14 protein-coding genes are annotated in these 15721 nt (G+C 63.6%); all 14 read left to right on the plus strand.

The window, feature by feature from the left end:
• The first annotated feature begins 350 nt into the window (after window positions 1-350).
• Complete coding sequence (locus tag BMW90_RS25040) at window positions 351-1808, plus strand: hypothetical protein (protein ID WP_074840385.1); 1458 nt, start codon at window positions 351-353, stop codon at window positions 1806-1808.
• A 46-nt stretch (window positions 1809-1854) separates the two neighbouring features.
• The gene (locus BMW90_RS25045) at window positions 1855-2553 is read left to right on the plus strand and encodes a class I SAM-dependent methyltransferase (protein WP_074840386.1); all 699 of its coding nucleotides are present in this window, start codon (window positions 1855-1857) and stop codon (window positions 2551-2553) included.
• Window positions 2554-2605: 52 nt separating this feature from the next.
• Entirely contained in the window at window positions 2606-4156 is a 1551-nt protein-coding gene (locus tag BMW90_RS25050; protein ID WP_074840388.1) for a lipopolysaccharide biosynthesis protein, read from the plus strand.
• 82 nt (window positions 4157-4238) lie between these two features.
• Complete coding sequence (locus tag BMW90_RS25055) at window positions 4239-5402, plus strand: glycosyltransferase (RefSeq protein WP_139211550.1); 1164 nt, start codon at window positions 4239-4241, stop codon at window positions 5400-5402.
• Window positions 5403-5424: 22 nt separating this feature from the next.
• The gene (locus tag BMW90_RS25060) at window positions 5425-6345 is read left to right on the plus strand and encodes a glycosyltransferase family 2 protein (protein ID WP_074840392.1); all 921 of its coding nucleotides are present in this window, start codon (window positions 5425-5427) and stop codon (window positions 6343-6345) included.
• Between the two features lie 77 nt (window positions 6346-6422).
• Window positions 6423-7172, plus strand: a complete 750-nt coding sequence (locus BMW90_RS25065; RefSeq protein WP_074840394.1) for a glycosyltransferase family 2 protein — start codon at window positions 6423-6425, stop codon at window positions 7170-7172.
• Window positions 7173-7182: 10 nt separating this feature from the next.
• Window positions 7183-8304: a GDP-mannose 4,6-dehydratase gene (gene gmd, locus BMW90_RS25070; protein ID WP_074840396.1), complete on the plus strand. Its 1122-nt coding sequence runs from the start codon at window positions 7183-7185 to the stop codon at window positions 8302-8304.
• A gap of 5 nt (window positions 8305-8309) precedes the next feature.
• On the plus strand, window positions 8310-9278 hold the full coding sequence (fcl, locus tag BMW90_RS25075) for a GDP-L-fucose synthase (RefSeq protein ID WP_074840398.1): 969 nt from the start codon (window positions 8310-8312) through the stop codon (window positions 9276-9278).
• Window positions 9279-9312: 34 nt separating this feature from the next.
• Window positions 9313-10761, plus strand: a complete 1449-nt coding sequence (locus tag BMW90_RS25080) for a mannose-1-phosphate guanylyltransferase/mannose-6-phosphate isomerase (RefSeq protein WP_074840400.1) — start codon at window positions 9313-9315, stop codon at window positions 10759-10761.
• A gap of 428 nt (window positions 10762-11189) precedes the next feature.
• Window positions 11190-11753, plus strand: a complete 564-nt coding sequence (gene rfbC, locus BMW90_RS25090) for a dTDP-4-dehydrorhamnose 3,5-epimerase (RefSeq protein WP_074840404.1) — start codon at window positions 11190-11192, stop codon at window positions 11751-11753.
• A 4-nt stretch (window positions 11754-11757) separates the two neighbouring features.
• Window positions 11758-12864, plus strand: a complete 1107-nt coding sequence (gene rfbB, locus BMW90_RS25095; protein WP_074840406.1) for a dTDP-glucose 4,6-dehydratase — start codon at window positions 11758-11760, stop codon at window positions 12862-12864.
• Window positions 12861-13724 (plus strand): dTDP-4-dehydrorhamnose reductase, encoded by an 864-nt coding sequence (gene rfbD, locus BMW90_RS25100; protein WP_074840408.1) that lies wholly within the window; start codon window positions 12861-12863, stop codon window positions 13722-13724. The genes rfbB and rfbD overlap by 4 nt, the downstream gene beginning before the upstream one ends.
• Window positions 13721-14599, plus strand: coding sequence for a glucose-1-phosphate thymidylyltransferase RfbA (gene rfbA, locus BMW90_RS25105; RefSeq protein ID WP_074840410.1), 879 nt, complete (start codon window positions 13721-13723; stop codon window positions 14597-14599). Before rfbD ends, rfbA begins: the two co-directional genes overlap by 4 nt.
• A gap of 139 nt (window positions 14600-14738) precedes the next feature.
• A partial coding sequence (locus tag BMW90_RS25110) for an adenosylhomocysteinase (RefSeq protein ID WP_074840412.1) occupies window positions 14739-15721 on the plus strand: 983 nt, incomplete at its 3' end.

Below are 15721 nucleotides of genomic sequence, written 5' to 3' on the forward strand. Positions count from 1 at the left end.
CTGGGCTGGCCCTGCCGGCCTATGCGGATGCCGCATCGCGCCGGCGGGTGCGTGACGCCCGGGCTTACCGCCGCGCCCGCCACGGCCTGCCGGATCTCGACGCCATGCTGGTCGACTACCGGCAGGGCCTGGCGGTCCCGAACCGCCCTGCTGGAGCCCGTCATGTGGGCTGAAGCGCGCAGTTATGGACGGCAGCGGCGGGATCGAGCATTCTGCGGACCGGGACCAATCTGCCGTATCGTAGCAAGGATGCCGCCGTTGTGAGACCCTCTTTGCCAACTGCCACCGCGATGCCGCAACCTCCGGTTTCTGGAACGGACCGCCCCACGCTACGCCATGCAGGCCGCGCTGTGACGGCGCTGCTGCTGACGATGGCCGCGATCAACCTGCTGACGGCGTTATCGTCCGAGACGCGCCTGCCGACGGCGCATCTGGTTGCGGCGGTGCTGGCGGTCTACCTGGCAGTCGAGGCGCATCTGCTGCTGCGCCGCGCCGACGCCCTGAGCCTGCTCTCGCCGGCCTTCTTGGCGCTGCTGTTCCATTTTGCGCTGTCCTACCTAGCCGGGCCGACCATGGCAGCCTTCGAACCCACGGTGATGACACGTTTCGCTTTCTGGCTACCGGACTTCGACGCCGCGCTAACCGATACTCTGATCCTGGCCATGATCGCGGCCTTCTGCATGCTGCGCAGCTATGCGCTGGCGCGGCCCTTCGCGCGAGGGCTGCGGCGCAGCCTGAAGCGTATGCCGGCCCTGCGCCGCGAGATCCGCCCCAATGTCACGGTCGCCCTGGCCATGCAGGTGGGCTACCTGGCCCTAGTGGCCTATGCGATCGACTTGGGCGTCTACGGCCTGCTCAGCAGGCCGGAGGCGCTCGAACGTCATCTGGATGCAGTGGCGTTATTCAATCTAGGCCTGGCCGCGGGCAGCCTGTCCTATTTCCTGCTTCTGCTGCACTATTTCGGACGTCGCGGTCGCGCCTCCTCGGTCGAGACCGCTGCCATCGTGGCGCTGATCGCGCTACATGTGGCCTTGGGGCTCTTAGCCGCGTTCAAGAGTCAAGCCGTCTTTCCCTTCGTGATCGCTGGATTTGCCTATTTCCTGACGCATCGGCGGCTACCGGTGGGCTTTCTGGCGATGGCGCTTTTGGCACTGGTAGTGGCTTATGCGGTGGTCGAGCCGTTCCGCGGCTACCTTGCCCTGCGCGGCGAGCCGCCCGGTTCCGTTGTCGAGGCGGTCGAGACTCTCGAAACCGCCTTCCGGCTGCGTGAACAGGTCACACAGCAGCACGACAATACGGTCGCGGAACGGGTCGCGGAACGGGTCGATCTTTCAGGCATGTCGATGCTGGCGCTCGACTATGTTGATCGCGGCAATCTGCAAGACCACAGGCGACGGGAGTTTCAGAACAGCATCCTTCTGGCCCCGATCTTGGCCTATATCCCCCGCGCAGTCTGGCCCAACAAGCCCAGCTTTCAAGATGTCGGCCGCTGGTTCAACCAGCGCGTGCGCGGACACTGGTGGGACGAGACCACATCGGTGGGGATGGGGCCGATCGGGTATCTGTACGTAACCGGCGGCATCTTGGGAGTGATCCTGGGCTTTGCGCTGTTCGGGGGCCTACAGGCCCTGATCTTCGAAGGCTTCGGCCGAGCCGGTGCGGGGGGGCTGATCGTCTATCTCAGCGTAGCAGCCAATCTCGTGATGATCCCGTCGGCCTTTGGCCCTGTCGTTACCGGAGTGCTGCGCATGTTGCCCATCGCCTTTGTCGCGCAGATGCTTCTGATTCGCCCCGCCCCCCGCCGCTAGCGCCGTTTTCCTCGACATCCCCTCGGACCCACCAGGAACCACTTTCATGACCAGAATAGCCGCCCCCTATCTCAATGCCGGAAACCCCCTCGTGCTCGGCATGCTGCCGCAGTGCACCCGCCGGGTGCTGGATGTCGGCTGCGGCGGCGGCGACAACGCTCGCCGCCTGCAGGAAATGCATCCGGGGATCGAGGTGGTGGGCCTGACCCACAGCGCCGAGGAGGGGGCCATCGCTGCGCCGCACTTGACGGCGGTGCATGTAGTCGACCTGGAAAACGGGCTGACCGATGCGGCGATGGCCGACTGGGGCGCGCCTTTCGACCTGCTGCTGTTTTCCCATGTCTTGGAACACCTGACCGACCCGGTCGCGGTGCTGCGCCGCTGTCTGACGCGGCTGCAGTCCGGCGGCCACATACTGATCGCGGTGCCGAACGTGTTGGAATGGCGCACCCGGATGCAGTTCCTGCGCGGCCATTTTGTCTATACCGATCAGGGCATTCTCGACCGCACGCATATGCGCTTTTTCACCTACCGGACCGCTCCCGACGAGCTTATCGCACCGGTCGAGGGGCTGCGGCTGCTCGATCGCCGCGGCCGGGGGGCAGTGCCGCTGGGGCCGTTGCGCCGCATCGGCGCAGCGCGGGGGCTATGCGCGGCCATCGACCGGATCGGCATAGCCCGGCGCCCCAATTTCTGCTGCCGCGAAACCGCCATGCTGGCCCGCTGGGAGGGTCCGGTCGAGTGACCCCGGCCCTTCGACCGAGACCTGCCATGGCGTATCCTGGGGACGGGCCGGTATGAGCACGCCGGCCCGCATCGCGCGCGGCACCGGGCTGACCCTGGCCACGGTGGCCACCAACATCTTGGGCCAAGTCGCCACTGTGCCCATATTCCTGTCTCATTGGCATGCCTCCACCTACGGCGTCTGGCTGATTATGATCGGCGCGTTCAGCTACCTGTTCCTGCTGTCGGGCGCCTTCCAACAATATGCCTATGGCGAGATGCTGAAGGCCGGCGCCGGCGCGCGCGACGCGGTGCGTGGAATCTGGCGCATCTCGGTGGTAATGGCCTTTTTCGTGGCGGCAGTCGAACTGATGATCGTGGCTGTCCTGACATCACACCGCTTCTTGGCTTGGGTCGCGCCCGACCTGTACGGCACGCCGCTGGTCGAAGCAGTGGCTTTCTTCCTGTTGCTCTACAGCGCGCTAAACTTCCTCACCATGCCGCTGAATGCCATCACCGCCCATGCCAACACGGTGCATGGGCACTATCCGCGCGTGGCTTTCTGGGCGCTGGTCAATGCCGTCTTCCGCCTGGTCGCGCCGGCTATCGCCGTGCTGGCGGGGGCCGGGTTCAAGACCGCTGTGTTGGTCTATGTGCTGGCGCATGTAGCTTCGATCCTGCCGGCGCTTTGGGACATGCTACGCTTGGCGCGGCGCGAAGGCCTCTTGCAGCCGACGTCGCTGGACTGGCGGCAGGGGGTTCGTAACGTGGTCTTCTCGCTGCCGCTTGCGGCGCGCACGCTGATCGATTCCTTCCGACAGCAGGGCTTCCGTCTGATCCTGGGCGCGTTCATCGGACCCGTTGCGGTGTCGGTGCTGGCCACCACGCGCACCTTCGCCAACGTGCTGCATCAAGGCCTGACCACGATTACCGCCCCGGTCCTGCCCGAGCTGATGCGCTATATCACTGCCCGCGACCAGGACCGCATTGAGGGCGCCTTCGCCATCGTCTGGCTGTGCCTTTTCGCGCTGCTGGTGCCGAGCATGCTGATCCTGTGCCTGCTGGCCGAATCGGTCTTCTTGTTCTGGACCCGTGGCGCGGTCACCTTCGATCCGGTCCTGTTTTTGTCGCTGGTGATGGCGGTTATCGTCTTCGCCGCGGCTCAGCCGGCGGTCGCGGTCCTGCAGGGGCAGAACCGCGTCGGCTGGCTGATCGGCGCGGCCGTTGCCGCGACGGCGGGCTTGGGAGCGCTGGCGCTGGCGCTGATGCCCCTGCTGGGGCTGCGCGGCGCGGGTGCGGCGCTTCTGGGGGCTGAGGTATGCGCGCTGGCCGTCGCCCTGGGCGGGGCGACCCGGGTGCTGGTACAGGGCGGACTGGCCTTTCCCCGTCGCAGCTTTGCCTTGGTGCTGGCCAATGTGGCGGTGGTAGGCGGGCTGACGCTGGCCGCCGTCTCGGTGTTCGACAGCAGGGTCCTGGCCTTCATGGTGCCGCTGGCCACCAATCTCGTGTTCGCGGCCCTCTACTGGGCCACCATTCCCGCGCTCGCACGCGCGCGCATCCGCGACGTGCTGGACACACTGAGCGCCCGCCTGCCGGATCTGAGGCAGACTTTCAAGGCCCGATGACCGACATGCTACAGACACCCTCCCGTCCATTCCGCCGCCCTGACGGAGGCGGCTTGCCACACCTGCCGAAGGAGGCGCTTTCGTGATCGCGTTGCTGACACTAGGGCTCTACCCGTCCTCGGGAGGACCGTCGAAATCAATTCGAGCCTTCGCCGACGCGCTGGACGCGCGGGTGATTTCTTGGGTGGACCCGGCGGAGCGCGCGCGCGAACCGCTTGTCTGGGGCGACACGCTCGAGGTTACGGGTAGCACCCGCCCACTTCTGAAACAGCTGCAGGTGCCCGCTGCCGGCACCGCCGAGGCCGAGGCGCTGATCGCGCGAGCGCGGTTGGTCTCGGTGCATGCTTTCTGGCGCTGGCATATCCCCTGGGTCCACCGGGTCTGCCGCCGCTACGGGGTGCCCTACTGGTACGTGCCGCATGGCAGCCTCGATCCCTTCGTGATGCAGGGCCACGACGCGGTAGTGAAGCACGCCTTCCTGGCCGGTGCGGGCCGCGCCTTCTTGCACGATGCCGCAGCGGTAATCTGCTCGACCCCGCGCGAGGCCGAGAAGGCCCGTCCACTGGTGGGCCACGACCGGGCCGAAGTGCTGCACTGGCCCCTGGAGCCGGGCGATTTCGCCCCGCGTGATCCCGCCCGCCGCGCCGCCATGCGGGCCCGGTTGGGTATCCCCGAGAGCGCACCGGTGTTCTTGTACCTGGGTCGGCTGTCGCCGATGAAACGGCCCCTTGAGACTATCGCCGCCTTTGGGCAGGCGGACGTGCCGGAGGCGCATCTGGTGGTCACCGGCAACGATTTCGGCATCACCGCCGAGGACTGCCGCAGCGTCGCGGCGCAGGAAGGTCTGGGCGGGCGAGTGCATGTGACCGGACCCGCCTATGGCGGCGACAAGGCGGCTCTGCTGGATGCGGCGGATGTTTATGTATCGCTCTCGCACCGCGAGAACTTCAACTACACTGCGGCCGAGGCGCTGGCGGCGGGGCTGGCGCTAATCCTATCGCCAGGGAACGATCTGGCCCCCGACTTGGGCGATCTGCCCGGCGTGACGCACCTAGCGGATGACGCCCCGGCCACGGCAGCCGCGGCTATGACCCAAGCCGCGCAGGGGCCGCCGGGGCTGGCGCCAGGAGCGAACGTCCGCGCCGGGTGGGCCGCGAGGCACCTTGCGCCCGATATGTTCGCCACCCGCCTGCGGGCCGCGGCCGAACGCCATGCCTCCCACGCCGCCCCCGGCGGCGCATTGTAACGACGACCATGGAAGATCCTGCATGACACTGACAGCCGTGATCCTGACCCGTGATGAGGAACGCCACATCGTACGCTGCCTCACATCGCTGGCCGGGGTGGCCGACCGCGTCCTGGTGGTGGACAGCGGGTCCACTGACCGTACAGTCGAGATGGCGCGGAACATGGGAGTCGAGGTCCGCGAAAACCCTTGGATCAACTACGCGACGCAGATGAACTGGGGCATCGATCACGTGCCCGAGGGGACCGATTGGATCCTGCGGCTGGACGCTGACGAGGTGATCACGCCCGAGCTGGCGCAGGAGATCGCCGCGAAACTGCCCGGCCTGCAGTCCGAGGTGGACGGGGTCTACGTACCTCGGCGCATGACCTTCCTCGGCCGACCGATCCGGTGGGGCGGGCTGTTCCCAGTGCGCGTGCTGCGGCTGTTTCGCGCCGGCCGCGGCCGCTGCGAGAACCGCTGGATGGATGAACACATCCTAGTCGACGGCGCCACGACCGAGTTTACGGGCGAGATCGTCGACGACAACCACAATTCGCTGAACTGGTGGACGCATAAGCACAACACTTATGCCAGCCGCGAGGTGGTGGATCTTCTGAACCTAGAATATGGCTTTATGCCACATGAGACCGTCGCCGATTTGAAGGGGGGACAACAGGCTGCCGTAAAACGATGGGTGAAAGAGAAGGTCTATGCGCGTCTTCCCGGTGGTTTGAGAGCGTTCTTATATTTCCTCTATCGGTATGTGTTCCGCCTCGGCTTTCTTGACGGAAAGGAGGGCACCGCCTTCCACGTATTGCAGGGCTTCTGGTATCGGTATCTCGTCGACATGAAGCTGCATGAGGTGAAAACCTATATGCGCCGGCACGAGATTGATGCAGTTTCTGCGATCCGCGACGTGCTGGGGATCGACGTGAAGAAAACCCTATCGAACGACCGCTAGCGCAATTTTCGGGACGGCCCCTGACGGGCGAACACCGTCGCGCCACGAGATCGACCACACACGTCAAAGAAAGCCTTATGAAAATCTCCATCGTCACAGCGGTCTTCAACCGTGTCCAAACTATTGGGCAGGCGTTGGAGACTGTGTCGCAACAGACTTATGATGCGATCGACCACGTGATCCAGGACGGGGGGTCGACCGACGGCACGCTCGAAATCCTAGAGAAGAAATCAAATCGCAATATCCGGATCAAGTCCGCGCCCGACGCAGGCATTTACGACGCGATCAACAAGGGAATTACGCGGGCCGAAGGTGAGGTCATCGGATTGATGCATTCGGATGATTTCTTTGCCGATGATCAGGTCCTCGCGGATGTCGCCGAGTTGTTCGAGGATCCAGATGTCGACGGGGTCTATGGGGACTTGCAGTATGTCGCAGCCGAAGACACCACGCGCGTGATCCGGCATTGGCGTTCCGGGCCCTATGACCCGAGAAAGTTGCAACATGGCTGGATGCCGCCGCATCCGACGGTCTATCTGCGCCGAAAGGTGTTCGAGGAGTTCGGCCTTTACGATACCTCATATCGAATTGCAGCCGATTACGACGCGATGTTGCGTTACATGGGAAAAGGCGGCATCCGCATGGCCTATTTGCCGCGCGTGATGGTCAAGATGCGGGTTGGCGGCGAGAGCAACCGATCACTGAAGCACATTATCCTCAAGAGCCGTGAGGACTATCGCGCACTCCGCTCCAACGGTATGGGCGGCGCGGGAGCTCTGGTGAGGAAAAACCTGTCCAAGATCGGGCAGTTCGTGAACAAGGATTGAAGACGAGATTATGAAAAAGGCTTTGATTACAGGCATAACCGGCCAGGACGGGTCATACTTGGCTGAATTCCTGCTCGAGAAGGGCTACGAGGTTCATGGCATCAAGCGCCGGTCATCCCTTTTCAACACCGAGCGGATCGATCACATCTACCAGGACCCCCACGAGCGCAAGCAGCGGCTGAAACTGCACTACGGCGACCTCACCGACAGCTCCAACCTGACGCGGATCCTCAGCGAAGTGCAACCTGACGAGGTCTACAATCTCGGCGCCCAGTCCCATGTCGCAGTCAGCTTCGAAGCGCCGGAATACACCGCAGATGTGGATGCGATCGGCACCTTGCGCCTGCTTGAGGCGATCCGCTTTCTGGGGCTCGAAAAGAAGACCCGTTTCTACCAAGCCTCCACCTCCGAGCTCTACGGACTCGTCCAAGAGACACCTCAGAAGGAAACGACCCCTTTCCATCCGCGCAGCCCCTATGCGGTCGCCAAGATGTACGCCTACTGGATCGCGGTGAACTACCGCGAAGCCTATGGCATGTATGCCTGCAACGGCATTCTCTTCAACCACGAGTCCCCCCGCCGCGGCGAGACCTTCGTGACCCGCAAGATCACACGTGGGCTGGCCAATATCTCGCAAGGCTTGGAAGACTGCCTCTACATGGGCAACATCGACGCGCTTCGCGACTGGGGCCATGCCAAGGACTACGTGCGCATGCAGTGGATGATGCTGCAACAGGACGCGCCCGAAGACTTCGTGATCGCTACCGGCGTGCAGTATTCGGTACGCGAGTTCATCACCTGGTCGGCGCGTGAACTGGGGATCGAGCTCGAGTTCTCTGGCGAAGGCGTGTCCGAAACGGCCACAGTCACCGAGGTGCGCGGCAACAAGGCGCCTTCGGTCAAACCGGGTGACGTGATCCTGCGCATCGATCCGCGCTATTTCCGTCCGGCGGAAGTGGAAACCTTGCTCGGTGATCCCACCAAGGCCAAGGAGAAGCTCGGCTGGGTGCCTGAAATCACCACGCAGGAGATGTGCGCCGAGATGGTCGCCGAAGATCTCAAGACCGCCCGCCGCCATGCTCTGCTCAAGGAGCATGGCATGGAACTGCCGATCAGTCTTGAGGCGGGGTGACGCCGATGAAGATCTATGTAGCAGGTCACCGTGGTATGGTGGGCGGGGCGATCTTGCGTCGCCTCGAAAATCGGCAGGCGGCAGGCGAGACCCTGTCGATTGTCACGCGGACCCACGCCGAGCTTGACCTGACCAACCAGGCTGCCGTGCGTGACTTCATGGCAGCAGAGAAGCCTGACGCCGTGATCCTCGCTGCGGCAAAAGTCGGTGGCATCCATGCCAACAACACCTACCCCGCCGACTTCATCTACGAAAACCTGATGATCGAATGCAACGTGATCCATCAGGCTTTCGCGGCCGGGGTCACGCGGCTGCTGCAACTGGGGTCGTCTTGCATCTACCCGAAGGCAGTACCGCAGCCGATGAAGGAAGACGCGCTACTGACCGGGACGCTCGAGCCCACCAATGAGCCTTATGCCGTCGCCAAGATCGCTGGCATCAAGCTCTGCGAGAGTTACAATCGTCAGCATGGCACCGATTACCGTTCGGTCATGCCCACCAACCTCTACGGGCCGGGTGACAACTTCCATCCTGAAAACAGCCATGTCCTCCCTGCCCTGATCCGCCGCTTCCATGAAGCGGCACAAGCGGGTCGTGAGGAGGTGGTAATCTGGGGCTCGGGCAAGCCGCGCCGTGAGTTCCTGCATGTGGACGACATGGCCGAGGCTTCGCTCTTCGTCATGGACCTCGACAAGACCACCTATGACGCCAACACCCAGCCCATGGTCAGCCACATCAACGTCGGCACCGGGACGGACATCTCGATTCTGGAACTCGCGCAACTGGTGGCGCGTGTCACCGGCTTCGAAGGCCGCATCACCACCGATCCCTCAAAACCGGACGGCACGATGCGCAAGCTGATGGATGTGGGTCGGCTGGCGGACATGGGCTGGACAGCACAGGTCGAGCTGGAAGACGGTATCCGCAGCACCTACCGCTGGTTCCTCGATAACCAGGACGCCTTTCGCGGCTGAACGGCCACGCTCGATTTTCTAGAACGGATTTTCCATGACCCAGACCATTCACCCCCTCATCCTCTGCGGCGGCTCCGGTACGCGGCTCTGGCCGCTCAGCCGCAAGTCCTACCCGAAACAGTTCACAAAGCTCACCGGAGAGGAGAGCCTGTTTCAAGCCTCGGCTCGTCGCCTCGCGGGCGACGGCTACGCCGCGCCCACAGTGATCACCGGCAGCGATTTCCGCTTCATCGTCACCGAGCAGCTGGCCGCGGTCGAGATCGCTGCTGCAGCCACCCTGATCGAGCCAGAGGCGCGCAATACCGCTCCCGCCATCCTGGCCGGTGCCCTGGCGCTTGAAGCGCGGTCTCCCGGCGCCCTGATGCTGGTGGCCGCCTCGGACCATGTCATCCCGGACGCCGCAGGTTTTCGCGCCGCCGTGCAGGCCGCAGCCCCTGCTGCGGAAGCCGGCCAACTCGTGACCTTCGGCATTGCGCCCCAGCGGGCCGAAACCGGCTATGGCTGGCTCGAGTTGAGCCAGGCTCCGGGTGCCGATTTCGCTCCGGTGCCGCAGCCTCTCAAGAGCTTCGTCGAGAAACCCGACGCCGCCAAGGCCGAGAAGCTTTTGGCCGACGGCATGCACCTGTGGAACGCCGGCATCTTCCTCTTTGCCACCACCACGCTGATCGAGGCCTTCGAGCGCCACGACCCCGAGATGCTCGCAGGCGTGCGCGCGGCCTTGGCCGATGCCGAGGCGGATCTCGGCTTCACCCGTCTGGCGCCCGAGCCCTGGTCCAAGCTCGCGGCGATCTCGATCGACTACGCAGTGATGGAGAAGGCGCAGAACCTCTCGGTCGTGCCCTACGGCGGTGCCTGGTCTGATCTCGGCGGCTGGGATGCGGTCTGGCGGGAGAGCGGGCCGGACGAAAACGGCGTCGTGACCAGCCAGGGCGCCACGGCGCTCGACTGTCACAACACCCTGCTGCGCGCCGAGGACGAGAGCCAGCAGATCGTCGGCATCGGGTTGACCGACGTCATCGCCATTGCGATGCCCGACGCGGTGCTGGTGGCCCACAAGGACCGGGCCCAGGAGGTCAAGCAGGCGGTCGCGGCGCTGAAGGCCAGCGGCGCTGTCCAGGCCGAGACCCTGCCCCGCGACTACCGCCCCTGGGGCTGGTACGAATGCCTGGTGATGGGCGGTCGCTTCCAGGTCAAGCGCATCCACGTCAACCCCGGCGCCGCCCTGTCGCTGCAATCACACCACCACCGGTCCGAGCACTGGATCGTGGTTCAGGGCACCGCCAAGGTCACCGTCGACGACGAGGTCAAGCTCGTCACCGAGAACCAGTCGGTCTACATCCCGCTCGGCGCGGTGCACCGGATGGAGAACCCCGGCAAGCTGCCAATGGTACTGATCGAGGTGCAGACCGGGGCCTATCTCGGCGAGGACGACATCATCCGCTACGAGGATGTCTATGCGCGCGGACAGGGCGCGAAGGGGTGAAATCGTCTGATCCGTTTAGAGACAGTTCAGATTCAAAGCCCGCCCCCCTGCCCCACGCTTTACCTCATCGCGTCCTCACGGGCGTGACGAGGCGACACTCACCGGCCTTCAGAGTTCCGATCATGGCGTCTATGAGGATCGAGAGCAAATAGGCATAGGTCCGTCGGTAGTCCTTGCAGAGTTTGCGGAACCGCTCGATCACGTCCAGCGGAGCTGACCTGACTCCCGCTAGTCCCTCATTCATAACGAGAGTCTGCAGGTTGGTGCGCTGCTCCCCAACCTTGGACCGCCGGAAGCTGGAATTTCCTGGCTGTCTCACGATGACGGGTCGGTTGCGGTGCTTTTCACCGCGTGATTGGTGCGAGCGATCAAGGCCGTGGGGGCAAAATTACACACCTGTTCACAACCAAGCCTATGGACTACCTTCGATGCTCGACATTGCCAAGACTGCCATTCCAGACATCCTGATCCTCACGCCTACCCGCTTCGGCGACTCTCGCGGCTTCTTTGCCGAGAGTTGGAATCGTCAGCGCTTTGTCGAGGCCGGAATCCAGATCGACTTCTGCCAAGACAACCATTCGCTCTCGGCGCAGGTGGGCACCGTCCGGGGATTACACTTCCAGGCCCCACCCAGAGCGCAGGACAAGCTGGTACGCTGCGGCCGCGGCCGGCTTTTCGATGTGGCGGTAGATATCCGGGTAGGCTCGCCGACCTATGGCCACTGGGTGGGGATCGAGTTGAGCCATGAGAACGGTAAGCAGCTCTTGGTGCCCAAGGGCTTTGCGCATGGCTTCATGACGCTCGAGCCTGACAGCGAGATCATTTACAAGTGTTCGGATTTCTACGCTCCCGAGACCGAGGGCGCCCTGCGCTGGAACGACCCGGCGATCGGCATCGACTGGCCGCTAGACGTGCCACCGGTGCTCAGCGAAAAGGACGCCGAGGCCCCCGGTCTGGACGGCTTAGACAGCCCCTTCACATACAGAGAATGACTCCATGAAACTACTTGTCACCGGCGGCGCCGGCTTCATAGGCTCGGCGGTTGTGCGGCTGGCGGTGAGCCGCGGCCATGCTGTGGTGAACCTCGACGCGCTGACCTATGCCGCCTGTCTCGACAATGTGGCAGAGGTCGCGGACAGCCCGCTCTATGCCTTCAAGCGGGCCGACATTCGCGACCGCCCTGCTCTTGACGCCGTATTCGCAGCGCATAAGCCTGATGCGGTGATGCATCTGGCGGCAGAGAGCCACGTCGACCGCTCGATCGACGGACCAGGGGATTTCATCGAGACCAACATCATCGGCACCTACAACATGCTCGAGGCAGCGCGGACCTACTGGATAAATGCCAGCAAGCCCGAGACGTTCCGCTTCCACCACATCTCCACCGACGAGGTTTATGGCTCGCTGCCCACCGATCCCTCCGTGCAGTTCACCGAAGACACCCCCTACGACCCCCGCTCGCCCTATTCAGCCTCGAAGGCATCTTCCGATCACTTGGTGCGCGCCTGGCATGAAACCTATGGCCTGCCCGTCGTACTGACCAACTGCTCGAACAACTACGGGCCGTATCATTTTCCCGAAAAGCTGGTGCCGGTGATCATTCTCAATGCTCTGGCCGGCAAGCCGCTGCCGATCTACGGCGACGGCTCGAATGTGCGCGACTGGCTCTATGTCGAGGATCACGCCGACGCACTTCTGCTGGTGGTCGAGAAGGGAGCCTTGGGGCGCAGCTACAACATAGGCGGCGAGAACGAGCGATCGAACCTGGAGCTGGTGCAGACGCTCTGCGGTATTCTCGATGAGCTGCAGCCGAAAGCCTCTGGTTCCTATGCCGATCAGATTACCTTTGTTACCGATCGCCCCGGGCATGACGCACGCTACGCCATCGACCCGACGCGAATCCGAGAGGAACTGGGCTGGCGGCCTTCGGTGACGGTAGAAGAAGGGCTACGACGCACCGTGCAATGGTATCTCGACAACGAGGCTTGGTGGCGCGCCTTGCAGGACCGTCACGGGGTCGGCGAACGACTGGGGGTGAGCGCCGTATCTGATACAGCCCGGCAGACAGCTTCAGACGCAAACGGGTGGAGTACGGGGAAATGATCCTCGTTTTCGGCAAAACCGGTCAGGTCGCCATCGAACTCCAGCGTCAGGCACCCGAGGCTGCAAGGCTCACCGCTCTCCCCCGCGCCCATGCCGATCTCTCCGACCCCGCGGCCTGCGCCGAGGCAATCCGCACTCTCAAACCCTCCGTCGTGATCAACGCCGCCGCCTATACCGCCGTCGACCGCGCCGAGCAGGAAGAGCCGCTGGCCACCAGGATTAACGGGGAAGCCCCCGGCGCCATGGCGCGTGCCTGTGCCGATCTGGGCATCCCGCTGGTGCATATCTCCACCGATTACGTCTTCGACGGCAGCGGCGAAAGCCCTCGGAACCCCTCTGACCCCACCTCGCCGTCGAATGCCTATGGCCGCTCGAAACTGGCCGGCGAAGAGGCGATCCGCGCCAGCGGCTGCGCCCATGTCATCCTGCGCACCTCCTGGGTGTTCTCGGCGCATGGCGCGAATTTCGTGAAGACCATGCTGCGGCTGGGGGCCGAGCGCGACCGGCTGACAATCGTCGCCGACCAAGTTGGTGGTCCGACGCCGGCAGCCGAAATTGCCCGGGCCTGCCTCGCTATCGCTGACGCAATGATCGCCGATCCTGCCAAGTCCGGCACATATCACCTCTCCGGCGCGCCGGACGTCAGCTGGGCCAACTTTGCGCGCGAGATCTTTACGCAGTCCGGGCTCAACTCCGAGGTGAGCGACATTCCCACAAGTAATTTTCCGACGCCCGCCAAGCGCCCACTCAACTCGCGCATGGACAACAGCAGCTTGACCGACACCTTCGGGCTGCCGCGCCCCGACTGGCGGGCCGGGTTGCAGGACGTTCTGACAGACCTAGGAGCATTGACCGCATGATTTCCTCTACCTCTCGCAAGGGCATTATCCTGGCCGGCGGATCGGGCACACGGCTCTATCCGATCACCATGGGCATCTCCAAGCAGCTCCTGCCGGTCTATGACAAGCCGATGATCTACTATCCGTTGTCGGTGCTGATGCTGGCCGGCATCCGCGAGATTGCAGTGATCACCACCCCGCAGGATCAGGACCAGTTCCGCCGCACCCTCGGTGATGGCAGCCAGTGGGGTGTCTCGCTGACCTATATCGTCCAGGCTTCGCCCGACGGGCTGGCCCAGGCGTACCTGCTGGCCGAGGATTTTCTGGCCGGCGCCCCCTCGGCGCTGGTCCTGGGCGACAACATTTTCTACGGCCACGGGTTGCCGGACCTGATGGCCGAGGCGGACAGAAGCCCCACCGGCGGCACCGTTTTCGGCTACCGCGTGGCTGATCCCGAACGTTACGGCGTGGTTGCCTTTGACGCCGAGGGTCGCGCCACCTCGATCATTGAGAAGCCTTCGAAACCGCCATCGAATTACGCGGTTACCGGGCTCTACTTCCTCGACAGCTCCGCGCCAGCGCGCGCGCGCGAGGTTCAGCCCTCGGCTCGCGGCGAGCTGGAGATTACGACCCTGCTCGAAATGTACCTGCACGAGGGTGCGCTCGACGTCAAACGCATGGGCCGTGGCTATGCCTGGCTCGACACCGGCACCCACAGCTCGCTGCTCGATGCCGGCAACTTCGTGCGTACGCTGGAAAACCGGCAGGGCCAGCAGACTGGCTGTCTCGAGGAGATCGCCTTCGATCAGGGCTGGATCAGCCGCGATGAAATACAGTCGCGCGCGGTGATGTTCGCCAAGAATGATTACGGGCAGTATCTGAAAGGGCTTTTGTGACCGCACTTCGGTCGCTGGGGAATGAAAGTTCAGTGGCAAGACCGCCTCACAGCGCGTCGCGTATCCCATCTGCAAACGATAAGCGGATGGCCTTCCTCGTCGTCCCAAAATTCCAGAAAATCTTAAAAAAGAGACAAATATGAACGACTTCACCGTAAAAGACATCTCGCTCGCCGACTACGGTCGCAAGGAGCTGGATATTGCCGAGACCGAAATGCCCGGGCTGATGGCCCTGCGCGAAGAATATGGTGCGGCCAAGCCGCTGGCTGGCGCGCGCATCGTCGGATCGCTTCACATGACGATCCAGACCGCCGTGCTGATCGAGACGCTGACCGCCCTGGGCGCCGATGTCCGCTGGGCGTCGTGCAACATCTTCTCGACCCAGGACCATGCCGCCGCGGCGATTGCCAAGGCCGGCATCCCGGTCTTTGCCGTCAAGGGCCAGTCACTCGAAGAGCACTGGGATTACCTCGACAAGTCCTTTGCCTTCCCGGAAGGCGCCAACATGATCCTCGACGATGGCGGCGACGCCACGCTCTATGTGCTCCTGGGCGCGCGGGCCGAGGCAGGCGAGGAAATCCTCGCGGTGCCGGCATCGGAAGAGGAAGAGGTGATCAAGGCGCAGATTGCCAAGCGGATGAAGGAAAGCCCCGGCTGGTTCACCAAGACCCGCGACGCGATCAAGGGTGTTTCGGAAGAGACCACCACCGGCGTGCACCGGCTTTATGATCTGCACAAGAAGGGCCAGCTGCCCTTCCCGGCGATCAACGTCAACGACTCTGTCACCAAGTCGAAATTCGACAACAAGTATGGCTGCAAGGAAAGCCTCGTCGACGGCATCCGTCGCGCCACCGACACGATGATGGCCGGAAAGGTTGCCGTGGTCTGTGGCTATGGCGATGTGGGCAAGGGCTCGGCCGCCTCGCTGCGCGGTGCTGGCGCCCGGGTGAAAGTGACCGAGGTCGACCCGATCTGCGCGCTGCAGGCGGCGATGGACGGCTTTGAAGTGGTCGTGCTGGAAGACGTCGTTCAGTCAGCGGACATCTTCATCACCACCACCGGCAACAAGGACGTGATCCGCATCGAGCACATGCGCGAGATGAAGAACATGGCCATCGTCGG

Source organism: Marinovum algicola, assembly GCF_900109145.1.
Classification (GTDB): Bacteria; Pseudomonadota; Alphaproteobacteria; order Rhodobacterales; family Rhodobacteraceae; genus Marinovum; species Marinovum algicola.

Coding starts and splice junctions, on each gene's coding strand:
- BMW90_RS25045 (WP_074840386.1), top strand. CDS start 1,855: ATGACCAGAATAGCCGCCCCCTATCTCAATGCCGGAAACCCCCTCGTG.
- BMW90_RS25050 (WP_074840388.1), top strand. CDS start 2,606: ATGAGCACGCCGGCCCGCATCGCGCGCGGCACCGGGCTGACCCTGGCC.
- BMW90_RS25060 (WP_074840392.1), top strand. CDS start 5,425: ATGACACTGACAGCCGTGATCCTGACCCGTGATGAGGAACGCCACATC.
- BMW90_RS25065 (WP_074840394.1), top strand. CDS start 6,423: ATGAAAATCTCCATCGTCACAGCGGTCTTCAACCGTGTCCAAACTATT.
- gmd (WP_074840396.1), top strand. CDS start 7,183: ATGAAAAAGGCTTTGATTACAGGCATAACCGGCCAGGACGGGTCATAC.
- fcl (WP_074840398.1), top strand. CDS start 8,310: ATGAAGATCTATGTAGCAGGTCACCGTGGTATGGTGGGCGGGGCGATC.
- BMW90_RS25080 (WP_074840400.1), top strand. CDS start 9,313: ATGACCCAGACCATTCACCCCCTCATCCTCTGCGGCGGCTCCGGTACG.
- rfbC (WP_074840404.1), top strand. CDS start 11,190: ATGCTCGACATTGCCAAGACTGCCATTCCAGACATCCTGATCCTCACG.
- rfbB (WP_074840406.1), top strand. CDS start 11,758: ATGAAACTACTTGTCACCGGCGGCGCCGGCTTCATAGGCTCGGCGGTT.
- rfbD (WP_074840408.1), top strand. CDS start 12,861: ATGATCCTCGTTTTCGGCAAAACCGGTCAGGTCGCCATCGAACTCCAG.
- rfbA (WP_074840410.1), top strand. CDS start 13,721: ATGATTTCCTCTACCTCTCGCAAGGGCATTATCCTGGCCGGCGGATCG.